Origin of the sequence: Actinomadura keratinilytica (genome assembly GCF_039539665.1) — a bacterium.
In the GTDB taxonomy this organism is placed as follows: domain Bacteria; phylum Actinomycetota; class Actinomycetes; order Streptosporangiales; family Streptosporangiaceae; genus Spirillospora; species Spirillospora keratinilytica.
Map to the genome: position 1 here is coordinate 58,737 of NZ_BAABDO010000007.1, position 17,068 is coordinate 75,804.

The following is a 17,068-nucleotide window of genomic DNA, read 5'->3' on the forward strand; positions in this document are numbered from 1 at the left end:
AAGAATTTGTTCGGCGCCCGGGAGGCGGTTCGGGAAAACTTCCTGCGGATTGCGCGAGGAATCCTTCCCGTCGCGCGCGGTCTCCGGGGCACGTTCCGGGCCCCCGGGGACGCCCGCCGCACACCACCGCAGTCTCCCGTACGACCAAAGGTAGCGGGGCTCGCCGGGGTGCGGCCCACCGCAGGGGTCGGCCGCTCAGAGGATTTTCCCGACCTGTCCGAGTCAAGAGGTGACTCCCCCGGTGTGGGGGTGTACGGAACGCCGGCGTTCCCCGCCGGACGGAGCAGGACGTGCCCCCCCCTGAGGAGTCAGGAACGATCGGGGTTCGGACGCGCGTTGCTGGGAAGTAGGCGCAGTACCTGCGTTGATCACCTCCGCGACCGGGGGCGTCATGTGCGGGTTTGCAAGGGAATCGGGCGAAGAGGCGGGAGGAAGGTCTGACGGCAGCCGTCACGCGGCTACCATCAAGCGCGTGATGCGGGACTACGACGCCCGCTGTCTTCAGGCGAGGCCTCCTGCGGCAGGCGGCCATCGGGTGGACATGGCGTGAGAACGGTCAAACGCGCGGCCTGGCTGGCCGTACTGGTGTCCTGCGTTTCTGCGGTCACGGCCCCCGCACTGGCGGCCACGCCCAGGGCACCGAAGACGGCGCAGAGTTCTCCGAACCGGCCGCAGAACCCGGTGACGGCCCAAGGCGCGGCACAGGCGCAGGGGGCGTCGCAGGCGCAGGCCGCGTCGCAACAGGCCGGCAGGCAGCAGTCGCAGGTCACGCTCGCGCTGTCCAAGGTGACCCCGTCGGCCATCACCGCGTCCGGAAAGAACTCCAGGTTCACGCTGACCGGCACCGTCCGGAACAACTCCGGGCACACGCTCGCCGGGCTGTCGGTCCGGCTGCGCTACAGCTCCCACCGCATCACCAGCAGGGGCGAACTCGCCCAGTACGCGTCCGCCGCGCCGTCCAGGCTGCCGGGCGCCACCACACCGCGCCCGCTGCCCCAGGCCGCCGCCGCGAACGGCACCCAGACGTGGAAGCTCGGCGGCAACGCGGCCGCGGTCGGCATGCGGCAGTTCGGCGTCTACCCGGTCGGCGTCGAGGTCATCAACTCCTCCCAGCAGGTCCTCGCCGGCTTCACCACGTTCCTCACCTTCACCGGCAACGCCGGCGGCACCCAGCCGCTGTCGGTCGCCTGGGTATGGCCGCTCATCGACGGCCAGCACCGCGCCAACGACAGCACCTTCATCGACAACCGGCTCGCCACCGACCTCGCCCGCGGCCGGCTCAGCACCCTCGTCGACGCGGCCGCCGCGACCACCACGCCCATCACCTGGGCGATCGACCCGGCACTGCTGGACGACGTCCAGGCGATGAACCAGACCTACCTCGTCAAGCGCCCCGGCACCGCCGACAAGGGCACCCGCACGCCCGCCAACCCCGCCGCGCGGCAGTGGATCGACAAGCTGAAGAGGGCGTCCAAGGGCGACCCGTACTTCGTCCTCCCCTACGCCGACCCCGACGCCGTCGCGCTCGTCCGGTACGGCGACTCCATGGCCCGGCACCTCGACATCGCCTACAAGAACACCGCCGTGGCCGCCGAGGTCCTCGGCCGCGCGCCGACGGTGAAGGTCGCCTGGCCGCCGTCCGGCATGGCCGGCCCGGACACGCTGGACGCGCTGTCCCGCTACGGGCAGATCGGTACGGACGGGGCGTTCCTGCTGAGCAACTCGGCGTTCCAGGAGAACCCGCAGGGCTACACCACCAGCGCCACCACCGCGGTGCAGACCAAGCAGGGGATGCGCCGCGTGCTCACCTACGACGACACGATCAACGACATCGTCAGCTCGGGCACCCGGTCGCCGGGCGCGGCGGCCCTCGCCGAACAGCGCTTCCTCGCCGAGACCGCCATGATCACGGCGGAGGCGCCGAACCTCCGGCGCACCCTGATCGTGGTCCCCGACCGGCACTGGAACCCCGCCCCCGAGTTCGCCCAGCGGATCCTCGCCCACACCAAGTCGGCGCCGTGGCTGAAGGCGGTGGATCTGCAGACGGCCATCAAGGCCAAGCCGCAGGCGCGGGTCTTCACCGGGTACCCCGACGCCTACGAGGCCTACGAGCTCGGCCCCGCCTACCTGGAGCAGGTGCGCAGGATCGCGCGGGACGTCGCCCTGTTCTCCCAGGTGACGGCCGAGCCCGTGCGGATCGACTACACCCGGGCCGTGCTGCGCATGGAGTCGGCCGCCTGGCGCGGGCACGGCAGGCGCGCCCGGGCGGCACGCGAGGAGCTCGCCCGCGAACTCGGCGCGCACAAGGCCGGAGTGAAGATCATCCCGTCCCAGAACGCCCTGGCGGGCAGTTCGGGGCGGATCCTGGTCAGCGTCGCCAACAACCTGCGCGACCAGAACATCAAGGTCCGCCTGGAGGTGACCAGCGAGAACAGCGCCAAGCTGCAGATCGGCCGGTTCCCCGCCGAGGACCTGGTGCTCGAACTCGGCCCCGGTGAGAAGGTCAGCCGCAAGATCCCCGTGCAGGCGGCCGGCAACGGCAACTTCCGGGTCCGGCTGCGCCTGATCACGGCCGAGGGCAGGGTGTTCGGCACGGAAGAGATCACGGTGCGCACCACGGGATACGGGCGGCTGGCGCTGCTCATCACCGGCGGCTCACTTGCCGTACTCTTCGTGGGCGTCGGAGTGCGGGCCATGCGAGCAAGGCGCCGCCGGAAAGCGGAGGCAGGCGGTGACGGGTCGACAGGAGCGGAACCAGCACCCATCGGGGCCATGGCCCCGGCATCCGGGGACCCCGGACCCCCCGACGTCCCCGGAGCCGGAGCAGGCTCCGCCTCCCCAGCCCGAGACGGCCACCTCCCAGGCAACCCCCCGACCTTCACCGGCAACCCCTGACCGGCCCTCGCCCGGCGGCGGCTACGGCCCTGCCCAAGGGCAGCCTCCCTATGGGGCGGGCCAGCAGCCCGCACCCGGGCAACACTCCCCCGGCCCCCACCCCGGGGGCCGGCACAGGGCCAGGTTCGACGGCGCGCAACGTCCGGCTGCCCCGGAGCAGAACGAGCAGCCCCGGCCCCTGTCCCCTCAGCCGCCCGCCGGTTCCACGCCGTGGGGCACCCCGCCTCCGGCGGCCGCGGGCCCTAAACCTGGACGAACCACACCTCCCATGGGCTATCCCCCGTCACCACCACCCAACCCGGGCCCTTACCGGCCCGCCCCGCCGGCACAAGGCCCCTCGGCGCCTGACGGGCGGTTCCCGCCCGAGCGCCCGTCACCGGGGCCCGGGGCGCCGAGTGTGCCCGGAGCCGCGCCCGGCCCGTCGGCCCCACCCGCGGCCGCGCACGGTGCCGACGGCGCGTCCCGTCCCCCTGCGGCACCGGGGCCGTACCTGCCCGGCCCGTCTCCGTCCGGGCCGTCCGGGCCGTCAGGGTCGTCAGGGCCGTCCGGACAGGGGGCCATGGGGCCGCAGGCGCCGGGTCCGGGCGGCTTCGCCCACGGTGGGGCGGGGTCCCCGAACTGGGGGGCGCCCCCCGAAACCGCGCCTCCGGCACAAGGAAGGTGGGCGCCGGAGGGCTCGGCCCCCGGATGGCCGCAGCCCGCGAACGCCGGCTCTGCCGAACCGAACCCCGCGGATTTCAGTCCCACAGGTATGAACCCGGCAGGACAGAACCGCCCAGGCCCGGGATGGGGCGGACAGCAGCACGCCCCCAACCCGGGGGCGTACCAACCCCCGTACCCTGCGGCCGGCGGCGCTCCCCAGCCGCACGGCCCCGGACCGGTGCCTCCGGCCCCGGCGGGCCCCACGTCCACCGACGCGGCCCAGGCCGCCCCTGAGGAGGAGAAGCCGTCCGGCAAGGGCGGCGGCCTGCTGAAGTCCAGCGCGATCATGGCGCTGGGGACGCTGGCGTCCCGGATCACCGGCTTCCTGCGCACCGCCGTGATCGTCGCCGCGCTCGGCACCGGCGTGCTCGCCAACGCCTACAACACCGCCAACACCATCCCCAACCAGGTCTACGACCTGCTGCTCGGCGGCATCCTGACCAGCGTCATCGTCCCGCTGCTGGTGCGCGCCAAGGAACGCGACCGCGCCTACGGCGAGCAGTACGAGCAGCGCATGTTCACCCTCGCGGTGATCGGCCTGGCCGTCCTGACCGTGGTGTCGGTGCTGATGGCGCCGCTGTTCATCGACGTCCTCGCCGGCAGCTACACGGGCGACCAGCGGCGGGTGGCCGTGCTGTTCACCCAGTTCTTCCTGCCGCAGATCTTCTTCTACGGGGTCGGCGCGTTCGCCGGGGCGATCCTCAACACCCGCGGCAGCTTCGGCGCGCCCATGTGGGCGCCGGTGCTCAACAACATCGTGGTGATCGCGGTCGGCGGCGCGTTCCTGATGCTGTCCTCCGGCCGGGTCGACCCGTCCAACATCTCCGACACCCAGTTCATGCTGCTGGCCGTCGGCACCACCGGCGGCATCGTCCTGCAGACGGTCGCGCTGTGGCCGTCGCTGCGCAAGGTCGGCTTCCGCTGGCGGCCCCGCCTGGACTTCAGGCGCGGCGAGATCGGCCAGGTCGGCCGGATGGCCGGCTGGACGCTGATGTACGTCGTCGCCACGCAGGTCGCGCTGGCCGTGGTGACCGCGCTGGCCAACCGGGCCGGCGACCGCGGCGTGGCCGAGGGACTCGGCGAAGGGTACGGCTACACCCCGTACTTCAACGCCTACCAGCTCTTCCAGCTCCCGTACGCGATCGTCGGCGTCTCGGTGATCACGGCCCTGCTGCCCCGCATGAGCCGGTTCGCCGCCGAGGGCAAGCACGCCGACGTGCGCGCCGCCTTCGCCGGCGGCCTGCGGCTCTCCTCGGTGATCATCCTGCCCGCGGCGGCGCTGATGCTGGTGCTCGGCCCGGAGATCACCACCGTGCTGTTCGCGCACGGCAACACCTCCGACTCCGACGCACTGGTCATCGCGCGCGTCATGCAGATGTTCGCGATCGCGCTGGTGCCGTTCTCGGTGTACCAGCTGATGATGCGGGTCTTCTACGCGATGCAGGACACCCGCACCCCCGCGTTCATCAGCGTGGCCGTCGTGACCACCAACATCGGCATGGCGCTGACCATGTACAACGTGCTGCCCACCGACAAGATCGTCATGGGCATCGCGGGCGGTTACGCACTCGCCCAGGTCATCGGCACGCTGATCAGCTGGATGATCCTGCGGCGCCGGCTGGGCGGCATGGACGGACGCCGCATCGCGGGCGCCTACCTCAAGCTCATCGTCGCCCTGTGGCCGCTGATCGGCTTCGCCTACGCCACGCACGCCGTCATCGAGGCCGCGCTCGGCACGGGCCTGGCCCCCGGCCTGATCACCCTGGTCGTCGGCAGCGCCGGCGGCGGCCTGCTCTACCTCGTCTTCGCCCGCCTGCTGCGCGTCGACGAGGTCCAGACGATGACCGGCATGATCACCAGCCGCCTCCCCGGCCGCCGCTGACCCGCCGCCCCGCCCGGCCGCCGCTGACCCGCCCGGGCCGGCGGCGGCCGGGCGCACTCGGAGCGAGCCATGCGGTGGTCTCGGGAGGACGGCCTGGTGGCGGACGGGGAGCGCGGCGTAGCGGCTGGCCACCATCCGGTGGCGCTCGAAGTGGTTGACGTCGTACTCCATGGCATGGCGGCCCTGTCAGGCGGCCGGGTCGAAGGCGGGTGAAACGACCGCCGCTACCGGGCCTGATCGCCCGTGATTCGGGGTCGTGGCGGCGATGCCACGGCGACGCCCACCTCACTTCGCAACAGGCTTCAGGCAGTCGCCGGCTGTGGCCGACCATGGCGGCGGTGGCCGCGTCGGCGGTATGGGGCTCGCGCGCTTCGACGCGTCTGGAGGGGGCGGCGTTCGGGTGGTCTGCCGTGTCCGATCACGTGGAGCGCATGGTGTGGCGGACGACGTCGGTGGGACGTCCGCAGGGGTTGGCCGTGGGGCGACGGGCGAGCATGCGTCCTCCCGTCATCGAGCGGATCGGCCTTGGTCACCAGGGGGCGGGGAGGGCGTATCGCCTCATCAGCGGGTCGGGCAGACAGGGGCGAGAGCCTGCCCAGGGCACGCAGGGACGCGGCGACCAGCGGAACGGGTTTCGGACTGCAAGGATTGTTAGCTCCGGACAGACCCCACACCGGCGGGATCAGGACCGCGCATGCGTGACGTTGCCTGGAGCTGGGGTGACACAGGTCGGTCCCGGGGTGACATATGTCGGTCGGTGGTGACCTACAGACCGGGATTAGATCACGGGTATAGCGTGGCAAAGTACACGGCACGCGCGCCGATAACGCCGTCGCTGATCTGTGTAACCACTACCATGATGGGGACTACGGCTTGCGGGGCGACACCCTGGGGAACGCAAAGAGGAGGGTCGGAGGCGTAAGCTGCCACGCCACGAACATGGATTCTGACCACCTGCGCAGGACGTTGCCGTGAGCACGTCAGTCATAGAGCCCGGAACCCGTCTGGCCGGCCGCTACCGGCTGGAGGAGCGCATCAGCGACTCGGGCGGGTCCGCACAGTGGAAGGCCATCGACGAGATCCTGGCGCGAGCCGTGGCCGTCCGGACCTTCGACCCCGAGTTCCCTCGCGTCGCCGAGGTGGTCAGGTCCGCCCGCGCCGCGGCCCGGCTCACCGACCCGCGTCTCACCCAGGTCTTCGACGCCGACGACAGCGGCGAGAGCGCGTACGTGGTCAGCGAGTGGGTCTCCGGCGAGACGCTGGAGCAGATGCTGGCGAAGGCCCCGCTGGAGCCCGGCCGCGCCGCGACGCTGCTGTACGAGGCGTCCGAGGCGATCGCCGCCGCGCACGCCGCCGGGCTGTCGCACCTGTGCCTGTCCCCCCGCGACCTGGTGTGGACGACCGGCGGGACGGTCAAGCTGCTCGGCGTGGCCACGGCGGCCGCGCTGGCCGACGTCCGCTCCGCCGATCCCGCGCGCGACGACGTCCGCGGGCTCGGCGGCCTGCTGTACGCGGCGCTGACCGCGCACTGGCCGGGCGACCCCAAGCTTTCGGCGCTGCCCGCCGCACCGGTGGCGGACGGCGTGGTGCGGGCGCCCCGGCAGGTCCAGGCGGGCATCTCGCATGCCGTGGACGCCATCGTGTGCCGCGCCCTCGGCCTGCCGGTGGCGGGGCAGGAACCGCTCGCCTCCCCCGCCGACTTCGCCAAGGCGATGCGCGGCGTACCCCGTACGCCGCTGCCGCTGTTCGCGGGGCTCGGCGGCGTCCACTCGCCGGCGCCGTCCGCGCCCGCCCGTCCCGCGCCCACGACCGGCGCCCGCGCGGCCACCACGCGGGCCGCCCGGCCGAGCGCTCCGGCGTCGCACCGCCAGGCCCCGCAGCAGCCTCGGCGACGCGGCGCCGCCCCGGCGCCCGCGCCGCACGCGCCTCGTGCGCGGCACGACTCCGCCCCGCCGCCGACGTCCCCGGTCGGCGTCCAGGGGACGGGTTCCGCATCGCGCAGCCCGCTCAACCGCGCCCTGCTGGGCGTCGCCGCGGCCGCCGCCACCGTCATCGTCGGACTGAGCGCGTGGGCCATCGGCAACGCCGGCGGCTCGTCCGACAAGGGCACCAGCAAGGCCGGCGTGACCGATCCGGGCCGCCCCTCCGCGACCGCCTCACCGACGGCGACCAAGCTGGAGGCCCGGGGCGCGTCCGCCCTGGAGGACCCCAAGCGCGGCAGCCACGACACGTCCATCGGCAAGAACCCGGAGGCCGTGCTGGACGGCAAGCCCAGCACCCAGTGGCAGACCCAGACCTACACGTCGAGCAACTTCGGCAACCTGTCCAACGGTTTCGGCGTGGTTCTCGACATGGGCAAACAGGTCAAGGTCGACCATGTGGTGGTCGACGCGCCGGTGAGCGCCTCCGTCCCCATCCAACTGCGCGTCGGCGACAGCAACAGCCTCGGCGCCCTGCGGGTGGTGGGGCAAGAGCAGGGCAGCGGCCAGTTCACCATCAAGGCCACCCGGGAGGCTCGCGGGCAATATGTCCTGATTTGGTTTACTAATCCCGTGCCGCCGGGTTTCAAGGCCAAGCTCAACGACGTCACCGTCTACGGCACCGCCGGCTGACCCGATCTTCACGGGTCACCGGAATCTCCGCCGAAGGTGACCATCCGGTCGTCATAGGGTCGGCGTGGTAGGCCGAAACACCGCCGGCGGCACGCGATCTCCATCGTTGCGGTCCGTGTAGTCAAGCTCGAACGAGCTGTGACGGTGACGGTGCCAGTCGGTATCGTGCCTCTGAGCAGATTGTCCCCTCCCCCCAGGATTTCGTGGTGTCGACCCGAGTTGGCAGGATCGATCGCACTTACCCGACACGGATCGGTGGTGCCGCGAGTGAGAGCAGGCGCTCATGGCGTCGGTGAGCATGAGCGTCAACGAGGTACCGGACAAGGAACTGCTCGCACGGCACGTCAACGGCGACCCGCACGCGTTCTCCGAACTCGTGAAACGCCACCGCGACCGGATGTGGGCCGTCGCCATGCGGACGCTGGGCGACCCGGAGGAGGCCGCGGACGCCCTCCAGGACGCCTGCCTGTCCGCCTTCCGCGCGGCGGCGCGGTTCCGCGGTGACGCGGCCGTCACCACCTGGCTGCACCGCATCGTCGTCAACGCCTGCCTCGACCGCGTACGCCGTAAGTCGGTGCGCCCGGCCACGCCCATGGGCGACGACGCCACGTTCGACGCCGTGGCGCCCAAGATGCCGGACCCGACGGACGCCCACGGGGTGGCGCTGGACGTGCAGTCCGCGTTGGCGCAGCTGCCGTTCGAGCAGCGCGCGGCCCTGGTGCTCGTCGACATGATGGGCTACTCGGTGGACGACGCCGCGCAGGTCATGGAGGTGCCCCCGGGCACGATCAAGAGCCGCTGCGCCCGCGGCCGGGCCCGGCTCGCCCCGCTGCTGGCGCACCACAGGAACCGCAAGGGGCGCAGAAACGTCGGAGGTGTGGAAGGAGGTGGCATGCCCAGATGAACCCCGCCCACCTTAGCTACGACACCCTGGCCGACCTGGCCGAGGGCCTACTCGACGACGATCAGGCCGCCTCCGTCACCGCGCACCTCGACACCTGTGCCGAATGCCGGAAACGCTCGGACGAGCTATCCGATGTCTCCCGGATTCTGGCGGAGGCACCCGTACCGTCCATGCCCGCCGACCTTGCCGCCCGCATCGACTCGGCCATCGCCGCGGAGTCGATGCACAGCGCGGCCGTGGTGAGCTTGGCACAGCGGCGCGGCAGGCGGCACTGGCGGATCCTGTCGGCGGCCGCCGCGGCGGTGGTCGTGGTCGGCGGCGGAGGGATGGTCGGATACCAGCTGCTCGGCGCCTCGTCGGACGCCAAGCACCAGACCGCGGCGAGCACGCCCGTGCAGGACCCGCCCGACCGAAGATCGCACTCCCCCGGTGCGGCGCCGTCGTCGAACGCCGTGCAGGGGGCCGGTTACACCGTCCTGCGCAGCGGCACGGACTACCGCCCGGGAACGCTCGTCCGGCAGGTCACGACGCTGGTCGGCAACGGGGGCCGCCAGCTCATGCTCTCCGGGGGCGAACCGGACGGCAGGCTCTCCCAGTGCGTCAACCGAATAGCCCAAGGCAAGATCCCCAAGGTGGTGGACGTGGCGACGTACGAGGGCCGACCAGCCACGGTGATCGCCTTGCCCACCGATGGATCCGACGGCCTGGACGTCTGGGTGGTGGGGCCCGGATGTTCGTCCGACCGAACGGATCTGATCCAACACGAGAAAACAGAGCGCTGATCGCGGGGGCCGACCAGATGGGTCGGCCGTTTTTAGGTCTACAGCCCCTACGCTCCCTCGGCGCCCTGTAGAGAAGGCTCACGGTCATAGGGGGTGCGACCGTGAGCCTTCTCTTCTACAGACCGGTCGACGTCGGAGGACGCCCCCTGCCTCTGCCTCCCAGGCCGACTACCTCGCCGAACTGCACGCAACGACGCGGCGTGGAACCACGGCTACGGACCGCCGTCGACGTCGGCGAGCACAACAGCGAGGGCCATCCAACCGACGCGGTCGGATGCCCGGGCCCGCGTGCCTCCGCACGTACGGTGACAAGACGCCGCCCCGCGCGCACGACACGCAACGCAGCCCGCCCCCTGAATCGGCACGGTCTTGCCGACCTGCAAGCTGAATGCCTCCCGGCCTCAGAAGTCAGAAAGGAACTCCAGGGCCACTGCCCAAGCTTCTTCTGCCGCGTCCCGGTCGTAGTCAGGCAGATCGGAGTCGGTGAACAGGTGCCCCGCGCCCGGGTAGCGGAACACCTCGACGTCGGCTCCGGCGCGGCGCATGCGCAGGTACCAGGCGTTGAGCCAGTCCACCGGCTCGTAGGTGTCCGGGTCGGCGACGTGCAGCTGCACCGGGATGTCGGTGGACGCGTCGTCCGCCATGTCGGACGTGCCGTGCATGAGCAGCAGCCCGCGCGCCTTCTCGTCGGCGAGAGCGAGATTCTGGGCCAGAGCCGCCCCGAGGGAGAACCCCGCGTACACGAGGCCCTCCTGCGACAACGGCGCCGCGGCCGCCACCGCGCGCTTGAGCAGCTCGTCCCGGCCGATCTCCTCCTTGATCTCGATGCCCTCCTCCAGGGTGTCCACGACGCGCCCGTCATACAGATCCGGGACATGCACCTCATGCCCGGCCGCCCGCAACCGATCGGCCGCCTGGTGGACAGCGGGCCGCAGCCCGTACATCGAGTGCAAGAGCAGAATCCTCGCCATGGCCAAAGCCTATGGTCAGCCGCCAACCCCGGTAGCCGCGCGCCGCCAGCCATATCTGCCGCCAGCCATATCTGTCGCAGAGGGCCCACGCGGCTGTACCCGTAGTAGCGGCGGTCGTGGCTGAGGGCCGCGCTCCCCTGTCCGGGAATCCCGGAGCCCTAGGATCGGTTGACGCGACTGGCAGGCCGGGGCACGCGCTCTGAGCGTCGAGCACCGAAAGGTACGGATCCGCACAAGGGGCATGATGTTGCGGAGGGCGCGTACAACACCGTGGCGGTCACGGCATCGCCCTGCACCTGAGGCGAGCAGAGGAGAGGCGCAGAACAGTGAGCGACGTGCGTAACGTCATCATCATCGGGTCGGGCCCGGCGGGGTACACGGCCGCGATCTACGCCGCCCGCGGCGATCTGAAGCCGCTGGTGTTCGAGGGTTCGGTGTCCGCCGGCGGTGCGCTGATGAACACCACCGAGGTGGAGAACTTCCCCGGCTTCCCCGACGGGATCCTGGGCCCGGACCTCATGGACAACCTCCGCAAGCAGGCCGAGCGATTCGGCGCCGAACTGGTGACCGACGACGTCACCGAGGTGGACCTGACCGCCGACCCCAAGATCGTCAAGGTGGGTGACGAGGTCTACCGCGCCAAGGCCGTGATCATCGCGACCGGTTCCGGGTACCGCAAGCTCGGCCTCGAGGGCGAGGAGCGGCTGTCGGGGCGGGGCGTGTCCTGGTGCGCCACCTGCGACGGGTTCTTCTTCCGCGACCAGGACATCGCGGTGGTCGGCGGCGGCGACACGGCCATGGAGGAGGCCATCTTCCTGACCCGCTTCGCCCGGTCGGTCACCGTGATCCATCGCCGCGACCAGCTGCGCGCCAGCAAGATCATGCAGGATCGGGCGTTCGCCAACGACAAGATCCGCTTCATGTGGGACAGCCAGGTCGTGGAGATCCTGGGCGACGACCGCCTGACCGGCGTGCGCGTGCGCAACACCCGGACGGGCGAGGAGTCCACGCTGGACGTGACAGGGCTGTTCATCGCGATCGGGCACGATCCGCGCAGCGAGCTGTTCGCCGGGCAGCTGGACACCGACGCCGACGGCTACCTGATCGTGCAGTCCCCGACCACCAAGACCAAGATCCCTGGCGTGTTCGCCGCCGGAGACGTGGTCGACCACGTCTACCGTCAGGCCATCACCGCCGCCGGCACCGGGTGCGCCGCCGCCATCGACGCCGAACGCTGGCTGCAGGAGCACGGACAGGCCGAGACCGTGCCGCAGGATCCGGCCGAGCTCACCCGTCAGGGTTGAGCCGGCGAGGCGGCCGCCGCCTGACGAACACTAAGGAGACACCATGAAAGCCGTGACCGACGCGGACTTCGACACCGAGGTCCTCAAGAGCGACAAGCCCGTCCTGGTCGACTTCTGGGCGGAATGGTGCGCACCGTGCCGGATGGTGGCCCCCGTCCTGGAGGAGATCTCGGCCGAGCACGGCGACAAGCTTGAGATCGTCAAGATGGACATCGACAAGAACCCCGGCGTGCCGCAGCGGTACGGCATCGTCAGCATCCCGGCCTTGTTCGTGTTCAAGGACGGCAAGGTCGCCCGCCAGATCACCGGGGCCAAGCCGAAGTCCATACTCCTGCGCGAACTCGCCGACTTCATCTGACCCTCGCCTTCCCGCGGCGAGCGCACGACGACGGGCCCTGTCCTGGCCGACACTCCGGGACGGGGCCCGTCGCCATCAGCACGGCCGCACGGCTGACTCCCATCGCCATGCCGACGCCGGTGCCCGCGCCCCGGTACGGCCTCCATCGAGCGCGGTGCCCCTCAGATCCCACCCCGACCAGACAACAAGGCGATCCTTCCCCCTCCCAGGGGCTGTCCGGGATCCTGCACCGATCCAGAACAGGACTGCGACCAGGACGATCACCGCGCGGCGATTGCAGGCGAGCTTGTCAGACCTGGTGGCGATCCCGCGGCGTGCTTGTACCAGTTGAGGGAACAGCGCTCGCCCTGCGGCGATGTAGACGGCCGGGTCGAACACCGACGGATGCCCGCTTTGTGGGCCGCGGCGCCCCTTCTGGCCTGCTGGATGATCGCAGCGGTCCTGCGTCCCCGCGGTGACCGGCGAAACGATCACGGATCAGGCCGATGCTGAGAGCGCCCCGCACCGGTCCGCAACGCGGCGCCCTCCGCCAAGACATGGGTGGGACGGCGGCGGGCGTGAGCACGACCATCGACGGTTGGCCGCCCCGTCCACCGCCATGTGGACTACCGCGGCCGCAGCAGCCGCACCCGATCCTTGAGCACCGCCATCGACCGCTCCCAGCCGATACGCTCGGCGATCACCGTCGCGGGCATGTCCGGGAACTCCTCCAGCAGCGCCCTGATCGCGGCTCCACCGCGTCCACGATCGACCCCTTACACGCCCGCCCGTACTTGGGCGGCTCATCGGCCGCCAACGCCCGATTGACGGTGTTCTTCGAGATCCCCATCCGCCGAGCGATCGCCTTGATCGGCATCCCCTCGGCCCGATGCAACCGGCGGACCTCCGCCCAGTCCTCCACCTTGATCACCCTCCACAGTGACAGCAGAGGGGGTCAGAGTCCGCCCGACGCCTGGGGGTCAGTTCAGTTTTCACGCGACGTCGGCAAAGGCCGCCTCGAAGGTGCTCGGCGGCCAACCTCGGTAGCGCTCATGCGCCTTCTTCCAGCGGCGTGGCTGGCGCGGGCACCACGCCGCCTTAGCGATCGCCACACCGGTCGGGCAGACCCCGGTCGCCCGATCTCGCGATCCTCAAGGTCCGGCGCCGTCACCAACACCCACGGCCAGTATCCAGTCAGCTAGGCCGTGTTTCAAAGTAGGTGGAGCCAGAGAAGAGCCAGGTAGCGGCCAGCGAGCCTGACGTGGCGGGTGTTCACGGCCCGGTGGCGCTCGGGGCAGCCACGGCCGTACCCGACGGTATCGCTGCTGCCGCCGGGCCTGGTCTCCCGCAGCCGGGATCATGGCGGCGACACCACGGCGACGCCCGCCGCACTTCGAAACACAGCCTAGGCGCGAATGCCATCGGACCCCTCGTCGTCAGGTGGGAAGTACAGGCTCGCAACGAGTATCAGCGCTACCCGCCACGTCAGGTCCAGGGTGGCGCGGATGCGACATGATCTCGTCGAGCTCGCACAGGTCCGCGTCCAGCTAGACGGTCGCGCCCTCGGACGCGGTGCTCAGCGCGCGTCCAAGATACGTACCGAAGAGTAAGGCGCCTCGCCGGGACGCGCGGCGCCAAGTCATCCACAAGACTGACGTGCGGCTGCCCTCCCTGGGGGCCGAGCAGTCGCGTGCGATGCCGACCTCCATGACCACCGCACCGACAGACGTGGCCAAGGTTTCATGTGAAACAACTCTGGACGCGCCTGAGGGCGAGCCATGCGACGGTAATTTTCGTAGATCTTCTCCGGTAGAGCCAGTTCGTCCCGCAGCCCAGCAGCGCACCAGCTCTCCCTGCCACCCGTTGCGTGCCCGAACGGAACTTGCCGAACGTCCCAAAGGATCAAGCAAGGGCCGCCGAGGCGACTCCTGCATGAGCACCGGATGATCGTGCGCACCCGCACCTGGCAGCGCCCCCGGCTTCGACGCCAAGCCAACCGCGACAGCGGTAGGAGGCATCGTCGCCGAAACGGTCGGGTTACTTGTCGCACGGACCCACGCCACTGCACCAGAGCCACGGCTGACCGGCGACACCGCACCGGCGTCCCCTGATCCTTTTTAGTTGCCGCGTGCGTGTGTCCGGGGCTCGGTCATGCTGGGCGACCTGACCGCCGTTACCTTTCAGTCCGCGTCGCAGGCGGAGAGCGAGGTCCACATCCGTCAGATCGTCAGGGGCCGGGGAGGCAGGTGCCGATACTGACACGACGAGGAAGAGAAGCTGACTACCGCGAGGGTGTCGAGAGGCTGAGGAGGGCCCGGCGTCCTCGACTGACCGCAATCGCCACACCGCCCACATGTCGGCGGGGACTGCGCCAGTGGTCGGCCGCCCCCGTCCACCGCCATGTGGACTACCGCGGCCGCAGCAGCCGCACCCGATCCTTGAGCACCGCCATCGACCGCTCCCAGCCGATACGCTCGGCGATCACCGTCGCGGGCATGTCCGGGAACTCCTCCAGCAGCGCCCTGATCGCGGCTCCACCGCGTCCACGATCGACCCCTTACACGCCCGCCCGTACATGGGCGGCTCATCGGCCGCCAACGCCCGATTGACGGTGTTCTTCGCGGGCCGCTGCCCCAACCTGGGCAGTGTCGTCAAAGTGGCTGTGGCCGGTCGGTCGACGTGGACCGTGTGGCCGCTCTTCGACAGGCGCATCCATCGCCGGCCGACGCCGTCGAGCGCTGCTTCGACCACATCGGGCGGTGGCACGGCACCGCCACCCGCGCCACTGCAGGACCGCCAAGTCCTTCCGATTCGCCGTTGCGTCGCCCGCCCTGCCGATGTGGCCATGACATATTGACGACACGCCCTAATCGGCCGCCGATGGCGGCGTCGATGCCACGAGGCCACAGCGGACGGCGAACGGCCCTGCTCGCACTCAAGATCAGCCACAGCTGAATGCGTAAGATCCACATGGCCTACCAGTAGGGCGTGTCCGGTGGATCACGGTGATGGATGCGCAGCAGCAGTTCGGTGCCGAGGGTGATCGCGGCCCGGTGGTGACAGGCGAGCTTGGCACGGCGGGTGGCAACACCACGCTGTCACTTGAGTCGGTTGATGCGGCCTCGGCCACGCTGCGGCGTCAGCAAAGCAGCAGCATCGAAGGTGGGCGGGCAACCAGCCCCCCTGCTCCGCAGCAGCCCCGCCTGGCCCGCCGACCGGCACGCACACAGGACAGCAACGATGCCCACGGCCCCGCAGCAGGCGGCGGACGCCCTGACTGCCGCCCCCACCTCAACCACGGCGCAACACCAGGATCCACCGTGGCGTGTCTGTCTGAGGCCACCGTACGGTGGCTCTTGCTGACTAAGCCGGTGCGATACGACACGGTGAGTCAGCCGATACGGCTCGGCAGCGGGTCGAGCCGGTGCCCCGGCCCCGAGGCGGAGTGGCAGCAGGAATCGCCAGTAGGTGATCAACAAGACCTCATGGCGGTTACAGCCGAATGCGCGTGGCGGGACAGTCGGCACGGGGCAGGAGCGCCGCGAGCGGTTCGCATGGCCGGGATGAGGACGGCCCCTTGGTCCGGACGCGCGGGCACCGGCAGGCTGCCGACACCGCAACCGGAAACATGGAGCAGACCGCCAAGACGGACTCCTCCCCCACGCACACCTGCACGCCGCTGGCGCACACCGAGCCCCAGGCCGGGCGACCGTACAGACCGACCAGCACACCGGCAGACGCCCAGCCGCACGCGCAGCACCTCAGCCGCCACGGCGCACTCACCCAGCCGATAGAAGGCGCCCGCCACCGAGAGCGCCCGGTCCCTCGGGGGGACCAACCACCCAGTCGTCTCCAAGCGGGCGATGGACCAGCCGCGGGTTCCCTACGCCGGCCCCGGCCCCGCCCGCACACGCCGCCGGGCCGGCCAGGAGTACGACGAGCCTCTCAGAGGCGCTCAGACGGGCCGAAGTGCGCCTTCCGGCGTCATGGAGCCGAGAAGCCTTTCCAGGGCCACCTCGACGTCTTCACGCCATGACAGAGCCGACTTGAGCTCCAGGCGCAGCCTCGGATAGCGGTGATGCGGCCGGACGGTCTTGAAGCCGACGGAAAGGAGATAGTCGGCGGGCACCATGCAGGCGCCTTCTTCCCCCTTAAGGTCCCCGAAAGCCTCGATGGCCTTGACCGCACGCCGCGTGAGGTCCTTGGCGACGCCCTGGACGAGCATCCGGCCCAGTCCCCCACCGGCGAACTCCGGCAGGATGTGGGCGGTCATCAGCAGCACGGCGTCGGCGCTCACCGGGCTGGTGGGGAAGGCGACGGAACGCGGCACGTACAGCGGCGGCGCGTACATGACGAAGCCCGCCGGCACGTCGTCCACATACACGATCTTCCCGCAGCTGCCCCACTCCAGCAGCGTGGAGGAAATCCACGCCTCCTTTTCCAGCCCCGGGTCCCCCGCGTCCATTGCGCGGTCCCGGCTGACCGGGTCGAGCTCCCAGAAAACACAGCGGCGGCAGCGACGCGGGAGGTCGTCGAGATTGTCCAACGTGATGTTGACGAGACGACGCGACACCGGATCGGCACCCCCTGAAGCTCGTTCGGCCGGTCCGTCTCTGTGGCGCGGTCGGAACCGGTGAACGAGCATGCTCGCTGCGGGGCTTGCTGTGCGGAGCGCCACT

Annotated in this window: 9 protein-coding genes and 2 pseudogenes; 7 read left to right on the forward strand and 4 right to left on the reverse strand. The window is 70.7% G+C overall.

What is annotated here, in order from left to right:
* Positions 1 to 585: 585 nt before the first annotated feature.
* The 5 genes from ABD879_RS04140 to ABD879_RS04160 all read left to right on the forward strand — a co-directional run bounded on the left by ABD879_RS04140 (position 586) and on the right by ABD879_RS04160 (position 9,777).
* Positions 586 to 2,895 (forward strand): DUF6049 family protein, encoded by a 2,310-nt coding sequence (locus ABD879_RS04140; protein ID WP_425549617.1) that lies wholly within the window; start codon positions 586 to 588, stop codon positions 2,893 to 2,895.
* Between the two features lie 880 nt (positions 2,896 to 3,775).
* Entirely contained in the window at positions 3,776 to 5,479 is a 1,704-nt protein-coding gene (gene murJ, locus ABD879_RS04145) for a murein biosynthesis integral membrane protein MurJ (RefSeq protein ID WP_345017576.1), read from the forward strand.
* 971 nt (positions 5,480 to 6,450) lie between these two features.
* Positions 6,451 to 8,091 carry a protein kinase family protein gene (locus tag ABD879_RS04150; RefSeq protein WP_345017578.1) on the forward strand — a complete coding sequence of 547 codons (1,641 nt, stop codon included), beginning with the start codon at positions 6,451 to 6,453 and terminating at the stop codon, positions 8,089 to 8,091.
* Positions 8,092 to 8,374: 283 nt separating this feature from the next.
* Entirely contained in the window at positions 8,375 to 8,995 is a 621-nt protein-coding gene (gene sigM / locus ABD879_RS04155) for an RNA polymerase sigma factor SigM (RefSeq protein WP_345017580.1), read from the forward strand.
* The gene (locus tag ABD879_RS04160; protein WP_345017582.1) at positions 8,992 to 9,777 is read left to right on the forward strand and encodes an anti-sigma factor family protein; all 786 of its coding nucleotides are present in this window, start codon (positions 8,992 to 8,994) and stop codon (positions 9,775 to 9,777) included. The genes sigM and ABD879_RS04160 overlap by 4 nt, the downstream gene beginning before the upstream one ends.
* A gap of 401 nt (positions 9,778 to 10,178) precedes the next feature.
* Here ABD879_RS04160 and ABD879_RS04165 read toward each other — a convergent pair whose 3' ends face one another.
* Positions 10,179 to 10,748 carry a dienelactone hydrolase family protein gene (locus ABD879_RS04165; protein ID WP_345017584.1) on the reverse strand — a complete coding sequence of 190 codons (570 nt, stop codon included), beginning with the start codon at positions 10,746 to 10,748 and terminating at the stop codon, positions 10,179 to 10,181.
* 326 nt (positions 10,749 to 11,074) lie between these two features.
* On the opposite strand from ABD879_RS04165, the gene trxB reads away from it, so the two are divergent.
* Together trxB and trxA are read left to right on the forward strand one after the other, a co-directional pair.
* Positions 11,075 to 12,052: a thioredoxin-disulfide reductase gene (trxB, locus tag ABD879_RS04170; RefSeq protein WP_345017586.1), complete on the forward strand. Its 978-nt coding sequence runs from the start codon at positions 11,075 to 11,077 to the stop codon at positions 12,050 to 12,052.
* Between the two features lie 43 nt (positions 12,053 to 12,095).
* On the forward strand, positions 12,096 to 12,410 hold the full coding sequence (trxA, locus tag ABD879_RS04175; protein ID WP_345017588.1) for a thioredoxin: 315 nt from the start codon (positions 12,096 to 12,098) through the stop codon (positions 12,408 to 12,410).
* Positions 12,411 to 13,021: 611 nt separating this feature from the next.
* Here the strand turns inward: trxA and ABD879_RS04180 are convergent.
* From ABD879_RS04180 to ABD879_RS04190, 3 genes and pseudogenes are all read right to left on the reverse strand, one after another.
* A pseudogene (locus ABD879_RS04180) lies at positions 13,022 to 13,320 on the reverse strand (helix-turn-helix domain-containing protein); the annotation flags it as partial.
* Between the two features lie 1,482 nt (positions 13,321 to 14,802).
* Positions 14,803 to 15,011, reverse strand: a pseudogene (locus ABD879_RS04185) (IS21 family transposase); the annotation flags it as partial.
* Between the two features lie 1,333 nt (positions 15,012 to 16,344).
* Positions 16,345 to 16,962 carry a GNAT family N-acetyltransferase gene (locus ABD879_RS04190; protein WP_345017590.1) on the reverse strand — a complete coding sequence of 206 codons (618 nt, stop codon included), beginning with the start codon at positions 16,960 to 16,962 and terminating at the stop codon, positions 16,345 to 16,347.
* Positions 16,963 to 17,068: the final 106 nt, after the last annotated feature.